The organism is Pseudomonas sp. PHC1 (assembly GCF_046487845.1).
Taxonomy (GTDB): domain Bacteria; phylum Pseudomonadota; class Gammaproteobacteria; order Pseudomonadales; family Pseudomonadaceae; genus Aquipseudomonas; species Aquipseudomonas sputi.
Window position 1 is genome coordinate 40,218 of the sequence record NZ_JBJXHJ010000029.1, and the last position, 17,569, is coordinate 57,786.

The following is a 17,569-nucleotide window of genomic DNA, read 5'->3' on the forward strand; positions in this document are numbered from 1 at the left end:
TAAGCTACAAGCAATTCAGTGCCGGTTTTGGGCCGGTACTTGTCATGATTTCTCTGCCCGGATGTCTCATGCGCAGTCGCCTCTTCAGTGTTTTGTCATGTTTGCTGCTTTCCGCCGCTGCCGTTCAATCCGCCCAGGCGGTGGACCTGTCCACCCAACGTCAGTATTACGATGAAGCCAAGCGCGCCCTGGCCAAGGGCGACAGCGGCCCGTATTTCCGCTACAGCCAGGCCCTCGCCGACTATCCGCTGGAACCGTACCTGGCCTACGACGAGTTGACTGCCCGGCTGAAATCCGCCAGCAACGCGGAGATCGAAAAATTCCTTGCCGAACATGGCGACCTGCCCCAGGCCAACTGGATGAAGCTGCGCTGGTTGCGCTGGCTGGCCGATCGCGGCGACTGGGCGACGTTCGTCAAGTATTACGACCCGAAACTGAATTTCACCGAACTGGACTGTCTGAACGCTCAGTACCAGATCAGCCACAACAAGAAGGCCGAGGGCTTCGCCAATGCCGAAAAGCTCTGGCTGACCGGCAAATCCCAGCCCGCCGCCTGCGATGCACTGTTCGGCATGTGGGCCGCCGAAGGCCAGTTGACCGAGCAGAAACGTTGGGAACGCGCCAAACTCGCCGCCCAGCACCGCAACTATCCGCTGGCGAACAGTCTGGTCAACGGCCTGACCACCCTCGCCCCGCGCGGCCGCCTGCTGGTGGACGTGGCGCAAAAACCGGAACTGCTCAACCAGCCTTCGCGCTTTACGCCGGCCGATGAACCGATGTCGGATGTGGTCAGCCTCGGCCTGCGCCGCCTCGCGCGTCAGAATCCGGACAAGGCCATGGCCCTGCTTGACGGTTATGCCAGCAGCATGCATTTCTCCCGGGATGAAAAAGTCGCGATCGCCCGGGAAATCGGCCTGACCCTCGCCCGCCGCTTCGACAGCCGAGCGCTGGACGTGATGACCAAATACGATCCGGAACTGCGCGACAACACCGTATCCGAATGGCGTCTGCGTCTGTTGTTGCGTCTGGCGCGCTGGGATGACGCCTACCAACTGACCCGCCGTCTGCCGCAGGACCTGGCCACCACCAACCGCTGGCGTTACTGGCAGGCTCGCAGCCTGGAACTGGCGCAACCGCAGAACCCGGAAGTACAGACGCTGTACAAGAATCTGTCGCGGGAACGGGATTTCTACGGTTTCCTCGCCGCTGACCGCTCCCAATCGCCGTACTCGCTGAACAACAAGCCGCTGGTACTCAGTCAGGCGCTGATCAACAGGGTGCGCAACACGCCTGGCGTACGTCGTGCGCTGGAGTTCCATGCCCGTGGCCAGATCGTTGACGGACGCCGCGAGTGGTATCACGTCAGCCGGCATTTCAGCCGCGACGAAATGGTCGCCCAGGCGAAACTGGCTTTTGACCTGAAATGGTACTTCCCGGCCATCCGCACCATCAGTCAGGCGCAGTACTGGGATGATCTGGACATCCGGTTCCCGATGGCTCACCGCGACACTCTGGTACGCGAAGCCAAGGTGCGCGGCCTGCATTCGAGCTGGGTGTTTGCCATTACCCGTCAGGAAAGTGCGTTCATGGACGACGCCCGTTCCAGCGTCGGCGCCAGCGGCCTGATGCAACTGATGCCCGGTACCGCCAAGGAAACCGCGCGCAAGTTCAGCATTCCGCTGGCCTCGCCGCAGCAAGTGCTGGATCCGAATAAAAACATCCAGCTCGGCGCCGCTTACCTCAGCCAGGTACACAGCCAGTTCAACGGCAACCGCGTACTCGCCTCCGCCGCCTACAACGCCGGTCCCGGCCGCGTACGCCAGTGGCTACGTGGCGCCGATCACCTGAGCTTCGACGTGTGGGTGGAAAGCATCCCATTCGACGAAACACGCCAGTATGTGCAGAACGTGTTGTCCTACTCGGTGATCTACGGTCAGAAACTCAACTCGCCGCAACCGCTGGTGGACTGGCATGAGCGGTATTTCGACGATCAGTGATCGGGGCGCGCATCGCCGACAGATCGACGTAAACAAAAATGCCCGCATCAAGAGATGCGGGCATTTTTTTGAATCAACACTTGGCTACATGTGTTGCAACTTCTGCACCTTCAATTTGCCGAGTGACGTCAGCCGATACTTCTGATTCGGACTCCTGGGTGAGTCAGGATCAGTCATTTCAATCAGCTCCCCGGCTAATGCAGGTGTAAGGTAGTTCGCGCGAAAAGTTGCTTTATGGGCCAGCCCCAGCGCACTCATCAACTCATTTACGCTGAGCGGAACGGTTCCAGCGAGCAAATGAAGCAGCTTCTTTACTTGGTCGGTTACTTGGTCGGTTACTTGGTCGGTGGAGGGTTCACTTTGGATAGCCTCACGCAACGCCAGATTCAACGCATTCAACATGTACTCCACGAACGGCGTTGATTCTGCCATTCGGTCAGCAGCCGACAACGCCGCGTAGTAATCATCCTGCTGCTCGCGAATCACCGCCTCAACGGGCAAATACGCCAACACCGGGCGCCACTGGCTGAGTATCAACGTTTGCCAGAGCCGCCCCATTCGTCCGTTGCCATCGGCAAATGGATGGATGAACTCGAACTCATAGTGAAAGACACAACTGGTGATCAACGGATGCCAGTCCGAAGCATCAAGCCACGCCAGCAAGTCGTCCACCAATTGGGCAATCCGGCTTGGCGGCGGCGCCATGTGGACCAGTTGCTCACCTCGATAGATACCGACACCTACCCGTCGAAATCGACCACTCTCGTCAATCAGCCCCTGCATCAACAGCTCGTGAGCGCGCAGCAAATCGGATCGATTGCCGGGTTTCCAGTCAGTCAAGCATTCATAAGCGGCAAAAGCATTGCGCACTTCCTGAATTTCTCGAGGCAAACCCAGCACCCGTTGCCCGGCCAATACAGCAGTCACCTGCTCGACGCTGAGTGTGTTGTTTTCAATTGCCAGAGAAGCCTGGATCGTTCGAATACGATTCCCACGACGCAACTGGGGTGTCTGTCGCCCACTGTCGGCAGCCGAAAGCTGACCGATCTGCTCACTGATCTCCGCGATCAGGGCGAGCATTCGAGGTGTCAGGGTCAATGGGGGCTGGTAGCGGCTCATATCCTTTCCGGGGGCATCTCAGTGGTCGCCATAGTGCCCGATGCCATCGAGCTTGGCAGCCTTATTCAATGTGTTTTATGACCATCACTGAACTGCAACGCCGCCAACCGCGCATACAGCGGATTGCTCGCAATCAGCTCCTGATGCGTGCCGATCGCCACGAGTTTGCCCTGATCCATCACAGCGATCCGATCGGCGTTTTTCACCGTGGCCAACCGGTGGGCGATGACCAGCGTGGTGCGGTTTTGCATCAGGCTGGGCAGGGCTTGCTGGATCAGGTGTTCGCTCTGGGCGTCGAGGGCGCTGGTGGCTTCGTCGAGCAGCAGGATCGGCGCGTCAACCAGCAACGCCCGAGCGATGGCCAGCCGCTGGCGTTGTCCGCCTGACAGGCCGAGGCCGCCGTCGCCCAGATGGGTCTGGTAACCGTCTGGCATCGGTTCGATGAAATCGTGGGCGTGGGCGATTTTCGCGGCTTCCCGCACCTGCTCCAGCGTGGCGGTCGGGCAGCCGTAGCGAATGTTCTCTTCGACGCTGCCGAAGAACAGCGCCGGGGTTTGCGAGACCAGCGCGAAGCAGCGGCGCAAATCCAACGGGTCGAGGCTCGTCAGCGGCACGCCATCAATCAGGATCCGCCCTTCCCGGGGATCATAGAAACGCAGCAGCAAGTCATACACCGTCGATTTGCCTGCGCCGGACGGCCCGACGAGCGCGAGGGTTTCGCCGGCGTTGATCGTCAGACTCAAGCCGTTGACAGCAAGGCTTTCGGGACGCGAAGGGTAGGAAAAACGCACATCCTGCAACTCCAGCTCGCCCTTGACCCGATCCGGCAACGTCACCAATCCCGTGGTCGGTGGCTGGATGATGTTCTCCGAACGCAGCAACTCCGCAATTCGCTCAGCGGCGCCGGCCGCTCGCTGCAACTCGCCAATCACTTCGCTCAACGTGCCAAACGCACTGCCAACAATCAGGCTGTAAAACACAAACGCCGCCAGTTCACCCGCCGAAATCCGCCCCGCGATCACGTCCATGCCGCCGACCCACAACATCACCGCGACGGCGCCGAGTACCAGCACGATCACCAGGGTGATCAGCCAGGCCCGCTGAAAAATCCGTTTGCGTGCGGTGTCGAACGCCTGCTCGACAGTGCTGGCGAAACGCTGTTCGTCCTGCACCTGATGGTTGTAGGCCTGTACGGTCTTGATCTGACCGAGGGTTTCGGACACGTAGCTGCCGATGTCGGCAATCCGGTCCTGACTCAGCCGGGAGAGATTGCGCACGCGGCGGCCGAAAATCAGGATCGGCGCAATCACCAATGGCAGCGCGATCACCACGATGCTGGTGAGTTTGGGGTTGGTAATGAACAACAGCACCACACCGCCAATGACCATCAGCAAATTGCGCAGGAACAGCGACAGCGACGAGCCGATCACCGATTGCAGCAGCGTGGTGTCAGCGGTCAGCCGCGACTGGATTTCCGAGCTGCGGTTGTCCTCGTAAAACCCGGGATGCAGATACACCAGATGGTTGAACACCTGTCGACGGATGTCCGCCACCACCCGTTCACCGATCCAGGACACCAGATAAAACCGCGCAAAGGTGCCGACCGCCAAGCCGAACACCAACAGCATGAACAGGCCGATGGATTGATTGAGCAGGTGCGGCGACTGGGTCATGAACCCTTGATCGACCAGCAGCTTGATGCCCTGCCCCATCGACAGGGTGATGCCCGCCGTGACGATCAGCGCGAGCAGCGCGCCGACCGCCGGCCAGCGATAAGGGGCAAGGAACGAACGGGCCAGGCGCAAGGCCCGGCGGTGGCGCGAGGAAAGCATCGGGATCATTCAGGTTCACGTCGTGTGCTGATGGATAGGGCCAGCCTACAGACTCAAATGGGGTGGAACTCTGTAAATCACAATGAGTCAGGTTAAATATGACCGGCCCGACTACTCCCTAGATGCTATTGGTCTAAGGTCCGGGTTGAGACAGGCGGTCATTTCTGTTTGAGTGGAGATGCCGTTCCGGACCGACCGCAGGGAGCTGTCACAGCCTGGTCACCTGACGGTTTTAACCTAGGCACACAACCTGATGAGGAGACAGGCCATGTCCTTGCAACACAGCAGCGATGACAAGATTCAAGTGATCCGCACACAGCCAGATCAGTCTCTGGGTTGTTCAATTATTGATGAACATGGCAACGAAAAGCCGATCACTGAAAAAATGATCCAGCAAGCATGCCGCGAACTGGAGAAGCGATTGGTCAAGCCTGCCGAACAAAAGTGATATCGCCACCGTCTTCCTGACCCGGCCCCAGCAGGCCGGGTTTTTTATGCCCGCTGTTTATACGGCCACAGCGCCCAGCGCGGTCACGATCTGGCGCAAGACGGGCGAATCGCCCTCGATCCGCACCTTCAAGCCTTCGATCTCGCGCCGCGACGGATACTGCTTGCGCAACACATCGAACGCCGCGCGTTGCTCACCGACACTGCCCAGCAGCGTGCGACGGAAATCCGCGTCGTCCCGGCGCGGGTCATACACGCCACGGCACAACATCGCCAGCGCCCAGGCCGGATCGCTGTCGGCATGCAGAGAAACTTCCGACAGCCACGGCGCTGGCAGCAAATCACCGAGTTGAATGCTGGCGGGTTGACCGATGAACTGGCAGTACGCCTGATAGATGTGCGCGGTGCCGCGCTGCTTGCCATCAAGGCTGTAACCAGCGATGTGCGGCGTCGCCAGCACGCAGAGTTCGGCCAGCGCCACATCGACTTGCGGTTCGGCTTCCCAGACATCGAGCACTGCTTGCAGGTCTTCACGCTCCAGCAGCACCTCGCGCAACGCGGTGTTATCCACCACCGGACCGCGAGCCGCGTTGATCAGCCAGGCACCGGGCTTGAGCTGCTGCAAACGCGGCTCGTCGAACAAGTGCCAGGTCGCGTCATCGCCGTTGCGGGTCAACGGGGTATGCAGGCTGATCACGTCGCACTGCGCGATGATCTGCTCCAGGCTGACATAGTCACCGCCCTCGGCCGCCTGGCGCGGCGGGTCGCAGACTTTCACGTTCCAGCCCAGGCCTTTGAGCACCTTGATCAGGCGACCGCCGACTTCACCGGCACCGATCACACCGTAAGTGCGTTCACTCAAATCGACGCCTTCGATTTCAGCCAGGGTCATCAGGCTGCCAAGCACGTAATCGACCACGCCCCGGGCATTGCAGCCGGGGGCGCTGGACCAGGTAATGCCAGCCTCGTTGAAGTAATCGAGATCCAGATGATCGGTGCCGATCGTGCAGGTGCCGACAAAACGCACCTTGCTGCCTTCGAGCAGTGCGCGATTGACGTGGGTCACCGAGCGCACCAGCAGCACGTCGGCCTGTTCAACCGTGGCCCGGTCGATGGAACGACCCGAAACCCGGCGGATCTCGCCGAAACCGGCAAAAAAAGCATCGAGCAGCGGGATATTTTCGTCGGCAACAATCAGCATGGCAGGGCTCCTTGGGCGGATCGGCAGTGTAGGCGCTGGGGCTGCGATGAGCCAGCAGGCTGTTCGATTACAAATCCGCAACAGAGGATTTTTCCTGACCGTTATGTCAGCGGCGTAGAATGCCCGACCTTGCGCATCAACCCCTGTGGACGCTTTGCCTGTGAATTCCGTGACTGACCGCCCTGCTGCCGTTTCCCTCAACCGCCCTGCCCGGGTTCGCCTGGAGCTGAAAAATCTGCTCGGCCTGGCCCTGCCGATCATGATCGCGCAACTGGCGACCACCGCCATGGGCTTCGTCGATGCGGTGATGGCCGGTCGCGTCGGGCCAAAAGATCTGGCGGCCGTGGCGCTGGGCAACTCGATCTGGGTGCCGGTGTTCCTGCTGATGACCGGCACTTTGCTGGCCACCACGCCGAAAGTGGCCCAGCGCTTCGGCGCCGGCACCCACAGCGAGATCGGCCCGATCGTGCGTCAGGCCTTGTGGCTGGCGCTGGTGGTTGGCCTGATGGCGACCGCCATGCTGTTCAGCGCCGAGCCGATCCTGCACCTGATGAAAGTCGATCCGGAACTGATCGAGCCGTGCATGCAGTACCTGCACGGCATTGCCAGCGGTCTGCCGGCGGTGGCCTTCTACCATGTGCTGCGCTGCACCAGTGACGGCCTCGGTCGCACCCGCCCGGCCATGGTGCTTGGCCTGTGCGGCCTGGCGCTGAACATACCGCTGAACTACGTGTTCATTTATGGTCACTTCGGGGTACCGGCCATGGGCGGCGTCGGTTGCGGCTGGGCCACGGCGATCGTGATGTGGGTGATGGCGTTGGGCCTGGCCGGTTACGAGCGCTGGGCGCCGGCCTACAAGTCGAGCGAACTGTTCAGCCGTTTCGACTGGCCGCAATGGACGGTGATCAAGCGTTTGCTGGCCATCGGTCTGCCGATCGGTGTCGCGGTGTTTGCCGAGTCGAGCATCTTCGCGGTGATCGCGCTGCTGATCGGCAGCCTCGGCGCCACGGTGGTGGCCGGGCATCAGATTGCGCTGAACGTCAGTTCGCTGGTGTTCATGATCCCGTACTCGCTGGGCATGGCCGTGACCGTGCGGGTCGGCCAGGCCCTGGGCCGTGAAGAACCCCGTGAAGCACGTTTCGCAGCAGGTGTCGGCATGGGCTCCGCGCTGGCCTATGCCTGCCTGTCGGCGAGCATGATGTTGCTGATGCGCGAGCACATTGCGGCGATCTACACCTCTGACCCAATGGTGATTCACATTGCGGCGATGCTGATCGTGTACTCGGCGCTGTTCCAGTTCTCCGACGCGATTCAGGTCACCGCCGCCGGCGCCCTGCGCGGGTATCAGGACACCCGGGTGACGATGATCCTGACTCTGTTCGCCTATTGGGGCATCGGCCTGCCGGTAGGTTACGCCCTCGGCCTGACCGACTGGCTCGGCGAGCCACGTGGCCCGAGCGGCCTGTGGGAAGGTCTGATCGTCGGCCTGAGCTGCGCGGCACTGATGCTGTCGATCCGCCTGACGCGCAGCGCACGCAAACGCATTCGCATCAGCCGTTCGATGGGCTGACCGGCCATAAAAAAGACCTGCAGATGCAGGTCTTTTTTTTGCCTTGCGATCAACCGGACTTCTTGCGGATCCAGTACAGATAAGTCCCGGCTTCTTCATGCTGCCCCACCAATTCATGGTCGAGAAAAACGCAGAACTTGGGGATGTCGCGGCGGGTCGACGGGTCGGTGGCGATCACCTTGAGCAGGCCACCGGGCACCAGGTCGCGGATGTGCTGGTGCAGCATCATCACCGGCTCCGGGCAGTTGAGGCCTGTGGCGTCGAGGGTGCCGTCGACCGGCGCGTTGATCATTTCACTCATGATTCACTCCTGAAACTGGCCGGCATTGTCACCCAATGCCGGGTGTTCGGTCACCTGTCGCGCGCTCAGCGGGCTTTGGCTTTCTTCACGTCATGGCGACGCAGATGGCAGGTCACTTCCTCGCGGTCGTGGTACAGCTGCTTGCAGCCGATGTCGACCTTGATCCCACGGGCCTTGAAACCGTCGGCGATACGCTCGAGCAAGCGCTTCACTTCGGCGTAGCGCTGCTTCATCGGCAGCTTGAGGTTGACCACCGCTTCTCGGCAATGCCCCTCGCCGATCCACTCTTCGAGCATCGCGGCGTTGCGCGCCGGCTTCTCGACGATGTCGCAGACCATCCAGTCCACCGGTTGCTTGGGTTTGAAGGTGAAGCCGTCGGCCATCAAGTGCTGCACCAGACCGGTGTCCATCAGGCTTTCGGCCATCGGACCGTTGTCGATGGCCGTCACCAGCATGCCGCGATTGACCAGTTGCCAGGTCCAGCCGCCCGGTGCTGCACCGAGGTCGACGCCGGTCATGTCGCTGTGCAGGCGGTCTTCCCACTGATCGCGGGGGATGAAGTGGTGCCAGGCCTCCTCCAGTTTCAGGGTCGAACGGCTCGGCGCCTCGCGTGGGAACTTCAGACGCGGAATGCCCATCGGCCACATCGCCGAGTTGCCGGCATCGGCCAGACCGAGAAACACTTCACGGCCGCTCTTGAAGGTCAGCAGCAGGCGCGGCTTGCTGGCGTCCTCCACCAGTTTGCCGGCGCCAGTCAGGGCCTTGCGCAGCGGGCCTTCGAACTTCTTGCAGAAATTCGACAGTTCCTTGCCGTCATTGGTGTCGACGACTTCCAGCCACAGGCTGCCACAAACCGGGAATTCAGCCATGTGCGCGAGGATCACGCTGATGCGGTCGTTTTCCGGCAGATCGATGAAAAAGCCGCGCGCCCACTGGCGCGGGAAGATCAGCTCAGCGAAACGCTGGCCGCGCATCAGGCGCTCGGCACCGTCTTCTTCGGTGCAGACGAACTCGGCGCACGCAGTGGCCGGTTTGGCCTTGGCGTAGCCGGCCACGTTGAGTTGGGCGGCGAGGTCGGAAATCTCCGAGCAGACTTCGCCTTCGAAGCCTGGCCGGCAATGCATGAATAGGGTGTTCATTCTTACTCCTGGGCAGAGGGCGATCATTCATCCCCTGCGCGATGCCCAGACTTGCATTGAAGCAATGCCTGTCACGAAAACCGGCGCATGATAGCCCATGTCGGAACCTTGGACTTGCCCATAGAGTCCAGTTATTAGCCAGCTACTGAAAACAGGGCTACGTTGATAGCTCTGCCCGTCCCCTCAGTCCGTAGCCGTGCGGACTCAAAGGAGTGATCGTAATGCCGTCCCTTGATAGCCTGAACACCCTTAAAACCCTGAAGATAGACGACAAGACTTACCACTATTTCAGCCTGCCGGATGCCGCCAAGACCTTGGGCGATCTCGACAAGCTGCCGATGTCGCTGAAAGTCCTGCTGGAAAACCTGCTGCGCTGGGAAGATGAAAAAACCGTCACCGGCGCCGACCTCAAGGCGATTGCCGCGTGGCTCAAGGAGCGTCGCTCCGACCGGGAAATCCAGTACCGCCCGGCCCGCGTGCTGATGCAGGACTTTACCGGCGTACCCGCCGTCGTCGATCTGGCCGCCATGCGCGCCGCCATGGCCAAGGCTGGCGGTGATCCGCAGCGAATCAACCCGCTGTCGCCGGTGGATCTGGTGATCGACCACTCGGTGATGGTCGACAAGTTCGCCAGCGCAAGCGCATTCGAACAGAACGTCGACATCGAAATGCAGCGCAACGGTGAACGTTACGCCTTCCTGCGCTGGGGCCAGAGCGCCTTTGACAATTTCAGTGTGGTGCCCCCGGGCACCGGGATCTGCCACCAGGTCAACCTCGAATACCTCGGGCGCACCGTGTGGACCAAGGACGAAGACGGCCGCACCTATGCCTTCCCCGACACGCTGGTCGGCACCGACTCCCACACCACCATGATCAACGGCCTCGGCGTGCTCGGTTGGGGTGTCGGCGGGATCGAGGCGGAAGCGGCGATGCTCGGGCAACCCGTGTCGATGCTGATTCCCGAGGTGATCGGCTTCAAACTCACCGGCAAGCTCAAGGAAGGCATCACTGCCACCGACCTGGTGCTGACGGTAACCCAGATGCTGCGCAAGAAAGGCGTGGTCGGCAAATTCGTCGAGTTCTATGGCGACGGCCTCGCCGACCTGCCACTGGCGGATCGCGCGACCATCGCCAACATGGCCCCGGAATACGGCGCGACCTGCGGTTTCTTCCCGGTGGATGACGTGACGCTGGACTACCTGCGCCTGTCCGGCCGCCCGCCTGAAGTGGTGAAATTGGTCGAGGCCTATACCAAGGCTCAGGGCCTGTGGCGCCTGCCCGGTCAGGAACCGGTGTTCACCGACAGCCTGGCGCTGGACATGGGCAGCGTCGAAGCCAGCCTCGCCGGGCCGAAACGTCCGCAGGACCGCGTCTCGCTGCCGAATGTCGGTCAGGCCTTCAGTGATTTCCTCGACCTGCAATTCAAACCCACCAGCAAAGAAGAAGGACGCCTGGAAAGCGAAGGCGGCGGTGGCGTGGCGGTGGGCAATGCCGATCTGGTCGGCGAAACGGATTACGAGTACGACGGCCAAACCTATCGTCTGAAAAACGGCGCGGTCGTAATTGCCGCGATCACCTCCTGCACCAATACCTCCAACCCGAGCGTGATGATGGCTGCCGGCCTGCTGGCGAAGAAAGCCGTGGAAAAAGGCCTGACCCGCAAGCCGTGGGTGAAGAGCTCGCTGGCACCGGGGTCGAAAGTAGTCACCGACTACTACAAGGCCGCCGGGCTGACGCAGTACCTCGACCAGCTCGGGTTTTCCCTGGTGGGTTACGGCTGCACCACTTGCATCGGCAACTCCGGGCCGCTGCCGGAACCGATCGAAAAAGCCATTCAGAAAGCCGATCTGACCGTGGCTTCGGTCTTGTCCGGCAACCGCAACTTCGAAGGCCGGGTGCATCCTTTGGTGAAAACCAATTGGCTGGCCTCGCCGCCGCTGGTCGTCGCGTACGCCTTGGCGGGCAGTGTGCGTACCGACATCAGCAGCGAGCCGCTGGGCAACGACCAGCAAGGCAATCCGGTTTACCTGCGTGACATCTGGCCGAGCAGCAAGGAAATCGCCGATGCGGTGAATCAGGTCAACACCGCGATGTTCCACAAGGAATACGCCGAGGTGTTCGCCGGGGACGAACAATGGCAAGCCATCGAAGTGCCGCAGGCCGCGACCTACGTCTGGCAGGCGGATTCGACCTACATCCAGCATCCGCCGTTCTTCGATGACATTGCCGGGCCTTTGCCGGTGATCGCTGATGTGAAAGGTGCGCGAGTGCTGGCCCTGCTGGGCGACTCGGTGACCACTGACCACATCTCCCCCGCCGGCAACATCAAGGCCGACAGCCCGGCCGGGCGTTACCTGCGCGAGCAAGGCGTCGAGCCACGGGACTTCAACTCCTACGGTTCACGTCGGGGCAACCACGAAGTAATGATGCGCGGCACGTTCGCCAACATCCGTATCCGCAACGAAATGCTCGGCGGCGAGGAAGGTGGCAACACGATCTACATTCCGACCGGCGAGAAGATGGCGATCTATGACGCGGCCATGCGTTACCAGGCTTCGGGAACGCCGCTGGTAGTGATTGCCGGGCAAGAATACGGCACAGGCTCCAGCCGCGACTGGGCGGCCAAAGGGACCAACCTGCTGGGCGTGAAAGCGGTGATCGCCGAAAGCTTCGAGCGCATCCACCGCTCCAACCTGGTGGGCATGGGCGTGCTGCCGTTGCAGTTCAAGCTTGATCAGAACCGCAAGAGCCTGAACCTCACCGGCAAGGAAACCCTGGAGATTCAGGGTCTGACCGGGGTCGAACTGACGCCACGGATGAACCTTACCCTGGTGATCACCCGGGAAGACGGCAGTCAGGAGAGGATCGAAGTGCTGTGCCGCATCGACACCCTCAACGAGGTGGAGTACTTCAAGTCCGGCGGTATCCTGCATTACGTATTGCGGCAGCTGATCGCCTCGTAAAGCCTGCAAATGCAGAAACACCGCCAATCGGCGGTGTTTCTGTTTGTGAGGGGCACTTTTCTGCAGACGAAAAAAAACCCGCCGAAGCGGGTTTTTCCCAAGACCATTATCGACTCCCTGTCGGCAGCGATCCTTGCATATGGTCGATCATCCATGATCCTGAAACACTCCCTGTGTTTCAGTTGATGAGGCTAGATTACGCGATGGATCCAATCGGCAATAGTCGAAAAAGCTACCATCGCGTGTAAGACATTCGCCATAGCACCCCTTCCGAAAACCCTTAGGCGTGTCGGGCCTTGAGTACAGAATCCGCTAGATCTGCGAGTTTCAGCTGTCCGGCGGCGGCTTTCTGGTCGTCATCCTCCATGCACCATGCGGCTGACAGTCCAGCGAATACCAGCGCCCAGCGTTCCAGCCAGGGCGTGAACAGGTCGATATCAGCCACCTTCACGCTCGCGGGCACGGTCGCTCTCCGTGAGGAAATGTTCGAGCCGGCTCAACTGTTCCTCCCAGCCCCGACTGTCCATGTAGTACGCCTCTTTCTGGCGCACGTCGGGAATGTGCGCAAAGCCTGACTCGGAGACCTTCAGCAACGTGCCGTTCTCGTAGTCCTGCAGTTCGAATCTGACCAGCGTGGTCGGCTCCTGGGAGTAGTCGATTTTCGGGTTCACCGCGTACGGATGCCAGCGGAAGGAGAACAGCTGCTGCGGCTCGACCCGCTCCACCAGCACGTTCCAGAGCACATGTTCATAACCGGGGTACGTGACCTGCCCCTGCGTCCATTCGCCTGCGATAAACCGCCGCCCCTCCAGCGCAACACCGAACCACTGGCCGAACGCCTCGGCATCGACCAGGGCGCGCCAGACATGGGAGCGCGGCGACCTGAGCATGATTTTACGTTCAAAGCTGTTGGGTACTGGTTTCATACGTCACCTCCTGTTTTGAACAGTAGGCTTGTATGACCACATGTCCAATCCGAAGTTGTATCAATCCGGTGCAACGATCGGGTCTTGTTGAAATATCCGGCAGTATTTTGGGGTGCCGGTTCGTCAGAATGCGGACGGCTCAGCGCGGCGAAACTGATAACGTTCCCAGCGAATTGAACGACACAAGGACGTCATCATGCAGCCTTCCCTCTCCGAACGTTACCGTGGCGCCCTGCTCGGTCTGGCCTGCGGCGATGCAGTGGGAACCACCGTCGAATTCCAGCCTCGAGGCAGCTTCCAGCCCCTGACCGACATGGTCGGTGGCGGGCCGTTTCACCTGAAGCCCGGACAATGGACCGACGACACCTCGATGGCGTTGTGCCTGGCGGAAAGTCTCCTGAACAAGAACGCATTCGATGCCGCTGACCAGATGGGCCGCTATCTGAACTGGTGGCAATGGGGCTATCTGAGTTCGACCGGTGATTGTTTCGACATTGGCATGACCGTGAGTCAGGCGCTGGATCGCTTTCAACACACTGGAGAGCCGTTTGCCGGCTCCACTGACCCATACAGCGCCGGCAATGGCTCGTTGATGCGCCTGGTACCGGTGGTGCTGTTTTATTTCCCGGATACCCGGCAAATCAGGCGATTCGCCGCCGACAGCTCACGCACCACGCACGCAGCGCCCGAGGCCGTCGAATGCTGCCAACTGTTTGCCGAACTGCTCTGCAAGGCTCTGGAAGGCGCATCGAAAGCGCAACTGCGGACCCTGCCGCAAACAGCCTTCAGCCAGCCCAAGGTGGCAGCGATTGCCCGGGGCGAATACCTGCACAAGACCGAACGTGAAATTCACGGCAGTGGCTACTGCGTCGAATCGCTGGAAGCAGCGTTATGGTGCTTCCTGCACACCGACAGCTTCACCGCGGCCATACTGCAAGCGGCGAATCTGGGCGATGACGCGGACACCACGGCCGCCATCGTCGGCCAGTTGGCCGGCGCCCATTACGGCGTGCAGGGAATCCCGTCCGCGTGGCTGGAAAAACTGCATGACGGAGAGGAAATTGCCGCGACTGCCGAACGGTTGCTCAACGCATCCAGACATCGCACACCTTGTTAGCGCCACGAAGTCGCTAAACTGCCCGGCACGTTCATTCATCAAAGCGAGATGACTCATGTCCCCACGCCTGCTGCTGGCCCTGACACCCTTTCTTTTCACCTCCGTAGCCCACGCTGCCGTGGACTGCGCCAATGCCAGCAATCAGGCGACGATGAATCAGTGCGCCGCGCAGGAAAACAAGGCTGCGGACAAGGAGTTGAACACGGTTTATCAACAGATCACCGCCCGTTTGAAGGACAACCCTGATGGCAAGAAACTGCTGGTGAGCGCGCAACGGGCGTGGATAGGATTTCGCGATGCCGAGTGCAAGTTTTCGGCCTCCGGGGTGGCAGGCGGGAGTGTTTATCCATTGATCTAGAACAATTGCATCGCTTCGGTGACAAAGACGCGAACCGAGGCGCTCAAGCAGTATTTGAACTGTGAGGAAGGTGACATGAGCTGCCCGGTACCCGGGGCCTGATTATTGGGAGTCTTTGAAGACCTCATCGCGAGCAAAGTGCGCTTCCACACTTCGAATGCGGTTCAAATGTGGGAGATTCTATGTTGCCCGGCAACCCTGAACTCTCAGACTGGCAGGCATTTGCTCTGATTTTTCATCAGAGCAAATGCCACCCGACAGAGCTTTCGGGCCAAGGCGACCAAGGCCTGTGTTTTCGAAAAGCCCCTCGCCAGACATGACTCGTAAAAGGTTTCCATTTGGACTAGCGACATGCCGCCATTGCGGCGTTGTAAGCCAAGCGTCGGATGTCCGGGTCTCCTTTTTTGGTCAGATGCCGTGGGCGATGCTTGCGTGAGCCTGTGCTGTGAAGCTGTGGCGGGTTAGACGTGAGGATCGCCCGGCGCCTTGGTCGGCGCCGCGTATTGCGGCTTGAGGTGACCGTCCTGATCTAGAAGCCAGGCGTCCATGATCTGCCGTACCACGGGACCCGCGACCCGGCCACCGGCCTCGCCGTTTTCGATCATCACCGAGATGGCGATCTTCGGATGCTCGGCTGGAGCAAAACCAACGAACAAGGCGTTATCACGATGGCGCTCGAGGGTTTTCTCGCGGTTGTAGCGCTCGCCCTGCTTGATCGCCACCACCTGCGCGGTACCACTCTTGCCGGCGATGCGGTATTGCGCGCCGGCCGCCGCTGCCCGGGCGATGCCTCGGGCGTCATGCATCACCATCTGCATGCCGTGGTTGACCTGCTCCCAGTCACGCGGATCCTTGAGCAGGATATTCGGCATCGGGTGTTCGTCCACTGGCGCTACACCGTCGACGGTCTTGGCCAGATGCGGACGATTCCAGATGCCCTTGTTGGCAATCAACGCGGTGGCTTGAGCCAATTGCAGCGGCGTAACCTGCATATAGCCCTGCCCGATACCAAGGATCACGGTTTCGCCGGGGAACCAGGGTTGCCGGCGCGTGGCGCGCTTCCAGGCCTGGGATGGCATCAGGCCGGGCGACTCCTCGAACATGTCCAGCGAGACTTTCTCGCCGAGTCCGAACATTGCCATGTAGTCATGCAGGCGATCGATGCCGAGCTTGTGCGCCAGGTCGTAGAAGTAGGTGTCGTTGGAACGCATGATCGCTGCATCCATGTCCACCCAGCCATCGCCGCTGTGGTTCCAGTTGCGGTACTTGTGGTCGAAGTCCGGCAGTTGGTAGTAGCCCGGGTCGAAGACGCGGGTTTGGGGCGTCACCACACCGGCGTCGAGGCCGGCGATGGCCACTTCCGGCTTGATGGTCGAACCGGGTGCATACAGCCCGCGTAGCACGCGGTTGAACAGCGGGCGGTCGATGGAATCGCGCAACGCGGAATATTCCTTGGAACTGATACCGGTCACGAACAGGTTGGGGTCGAAGCTCGGATTGCTGACCATGGCCAGCACTTCGCCAGTCGATGGATCGAGCGCAACGACCGAGCCGCGACGGTCGCCCAGTGCGGCTTCGGCAGCTTCCTGGAGTTTGACGTCGAGGCTCAGGACGATGTTTTTGCCTGGTATCGGATCGGTGTGTTTCAGCACGCGCAGTACGCGCCCCTGAGCGTTGGTCTCTACTTCCTCGTAACCGACGTGGCCATGCAGTTGTGGCTCGTAGAAACGTTCGACACCGGTTTTGCCGATGGATTGGGTGCCGCGGTATTCGACTGAATCGAGGGTCTTGGATTCTTTCTCGTTGATGCGGCCGACGTAACCGATCGAGTGCGCGAAGTGCGCGCCCAGAGGGTAGTTACGAACGAATTGTGGCTCGACATCCAGACCAGGAAGACGGAACTCGTTGACTGCCAACACGGCGATCTGTTCTTCGGTCAGCTCATAGAACAGCGTTACGGGTGTAAACGGGTGACGCGACTGCTTCATGGCCTTGTCGAAGACTGTACGGTCTTCGGCGGGCAGGTGCAGGAGGTTGATGACTTCATCCAGTTCCTGGTTGACGTCAGTCGCGCGTTCTCTTGTGATCGTCAGGTTATAGCTGGGACGGTTATCGGCCAGTAACACGCCGTTGCGATCATAGATCAAGCCGCGTGTCGGCGGGATCGGCAGGATATGGACGCGGTTGTTTTCGGAGATGGTCGAGTGATAGTCGAATTCGACAACTTGCAGGATGTAAAGGCGCACAACCAGGGCGCAACTGATGGCGAAGACGAACAGGGCACAGGCAATCAGGCGTTTGTTGACCAGTCGCGTCTCTTTTTCGTGATCCTTGATAGGGATGGGTTCGGGCATTTCTGCAGCCACTCTTTGACAAAAAATGAGCGCCGATCCTTGGGCGAGACATCAGTCCGTTAAAAAACGAGCTGCACCATACCAAAAACCGGGCAGTCATTTCAGAGGGATTTCCCCAATGGTCAGGATCGCGACGGCCATAGGTTCCCCAGGCACTTTCCTGCGGAAAAAACAAAACCCCAACTGCTTTCGCAATTGGGGTTTCGGAATTTAATCTTGACGATGACCTACTCTCACATGGGGAA

General features: G+C 60.3%; 13 protein-coding genes and 2 pseudogenes. 6 read left to right on the top strand and 9 right to left on the bottom strand.

The genetic code is table 11. The features are described from left to right. The first annotated feature begins 68 nt into the window (after positions 1 to 68). On the top strand, positions 69 to 1,997 hold the full coding sequence (locus tag ACKJSM_RS26220) for a transglycosylase SLT domain-containing protein (protein ID WP_410239275.1): 1,929 nt from the start codon (positions 69 to 71) through the stop codon (positions 1,995 to 1,997). Positions 1,998 to 2,081: 84 nt separating this feature from the next. Here the strand turns inward: ACKJSM_RS26220 and ACKJSM_RS26225 are convergent, their stop codons facing one another. Beyond that, complete coding sequence (locus ACKJSM_RS26225) at positions 2,082 to 3,116, bottom strand: Fic family protein (RefSeq protein ID WP_410239276.1); 1,035 nt, start codon at positions 3,114 to 3,116, stop codon at positions 2,082 to 2,084. Positions 3,117 to 3,181: 65 nt separating this feature from the next. Further along, a complete protein-coding gene (locus ACKJSM_RS26230) occupies positions 3,182 to 4,957 on the bottom strand; it encodes an ABC transporter transmembrane domain-containing protein (protein ID WP_410239277.1) in 1,776 nt (591 codons plus the stop codon). Positions 4,958 to 5,216: 259 nt separating this feature from the next. Between ACKJSM_RS26230 and ACKJSM_RS26235 the strand changes: the two genes are divergently transcribed. Next, positions 5,217 to 5,396 carry a PA1571 family protein gene (locus ACKJSM_RS26235; RefSeq protein WP_236181589.1) on the top strand — a complete coding sequence of 60 codons (180 nt, stop codon included), beginning with the start codon at positions 5,217 to 5,219 and terminating at the stop codon, positions 5,394 to 5,396. 57 nt (positions 5,397 to 5,453) lie between these two features. Here the strand turns inward: ACKJSM_RS26235 and pdxB are convergent, their stop codons facing one another. Then, the gene (gene pdxB, locus ACKJSM_RS26240; RefSeq protein WP_410239278.1) at positions 5,454 to 6,596 is read right to left on the bottom strand and encodes a 4-phosphoerythronate dehydrogenase PdxB; all 1,143 of its coding nucleotides are present in this window, start codon (positions 6,594 to 6,596) and stop codon (positions 5,454 to 5,456) included. Between the two features lie 160 nt (positions 6,597 to 6,756). Here pdxB and ACKJSM_RS26245 point away from each other — a divergent pair, with 160 nt between their 5' ends. Continuing rightward, a complete protein-coding gene (locus ACKJSM_RS26245; RefSeq protein WP_410239279.1) occupies positions 6,757 to 8,166 on the top strand; it encodes an MATE family efflux transporter in 1,410 nt (469 codons plus the stop codon). Between the two features lie 49 nt (positions 8,167 to 8,215). On the opposite strand, the gene tusA is transcribed toward ACKJSM_RS26245, so the two are convergent. Together tusA and rlmM are read right to left on the bottom strand one after the other, a co-directional pair. Beyond that, positions 8,216 to 8,467 carry a sulfurtransferase TusA gene (gene tusA / locus ACKJSM_RS26250; RefSeq protein WP_410239280.1) on the bottom strand — a complete coding sequence of 84 codons (252 nt, stop codon included), beginning with the start codon at positions 8,465 to 8,467 and terminating at the stop codon, positions 8,216 to 8,218. 65 nt (positions 8,468 to 8,532) lie between these two features. Then, entirely contained in the window at positions 8,533 to 9,606 is a 1,074-nt protein-coding gene (gene rlmM, locus ACKJSM_RS26255; RefSeq protein ID WP_064598139.1) for a 23S rRNA (cytidine(2498)-2'-O)-methyltransferase RlmM, read from the bottom strand. A gap of 221 nt (positions 9,607 to 9,827) precedes the next feature. On the opposite strand from rlmM, the gene acnA reads away from it, so the two are divergent. Beyond that, positions 9,828 to 12,569 carry an aconitate hydratase AcnA gene (gene acnA, locus ACKJSM_RS26260; protein ID WP_410239281.1) on the top strand — a complete coding sequence of 914 codons (2,742 nt, stop codon included), beginning with the start codon at positions 9,828 to 9,830 and terminating at the stop codon, positions 12,567 to 12,569. A 280-nt stretch (positions 12,570 to 12,849) separates the two neighbouring features. Here the strand turns inward: acnA and ACKJSM_RS26265 are convergent, their stop codons facing one another. Together ACKJSM_RS26265 and ACKJSM_RS26270 are read right to left on the bottom strand one after the other, a co-directional pair. Beyond that, complete coding sequence (locus ACKJSM_RS26265; RefSeq protein WP_236181594.1) at positions 12,850 to 13,014, bottom strand: hypothetical protein; 165 nt, start codon at positions 13,012 to 13,014, stop codon at positions 12,850 to 12,852. Further along, entirely contained in the window at positions 13,007 to 13,495 is a 489-nt protein-coding gene (locus tag ACKJSM_RS26270) for an SRPBCC family protein (RefSeq protein WP_221614298.1), read from the bottom strand. The genes ACKJSM_RS26265 and ACKJSM_RS26270 overlap by 8 nt, the downstream gene beginning before the upstream one ends. A 196-nt stretch (positions 13,496 to 13,691) precedes the next feature. On the opposite strand from ACKJSM_RS26270, the gene ACKJSM_RS26275 reads away from it, so the two are divergent. Then, a complete protein-coding gene (locus tag ACKJSM_RS26275) occupies positions 13,692 to 14,612 on the top strand; it encodes an ADP-ribosylglycohydrolase family protein (protein ID WP_410239282.1) in 921 nt (306 codons plus the stop codon). A 55-nt stretch (positions 14,613 to 14,667) separates the two neighbouring features. Next, positions 14,668 to 15,072, top strand: a pseudogene (locus ACKJSM_RS26280) (lysozyme inhibitor LprI family protein). A 78-nt stretch (positions 15,073 to 15,150) separates the two neighbouring features. Here the strand turns inward: ACKJSM_RS26280 and ACKJSM_RS26285 are convergent. Together ACKJSM_RS26285 and mrdA are read right to left on the bottom strand one after the other, a co-directional pair. Continuing rightward, positions 15,151 to 15,403 (bottom strand): annotated as a pseudogene (locus ACKJSM_RS26285) (IS110 family transposase); the annotation flags it as partial. Between the two features lie 28 nt (positions 15,404 to 15,431). Continuing rightward, positions 15,432 to 17,324, bottom strand: coding sequence for a penicillin-binding protein 2 (gene mrdA / locus ACKJSM_RS26290; RefSeq protein WP_410239283.1), 1,893 nt, complete (start codon positions 17,322 to 17,324; stop codon positions 15,432 to 15,434). Between the last annotated feature and the right edge of the window lie 245 nt (positions 17,325 to 17,569).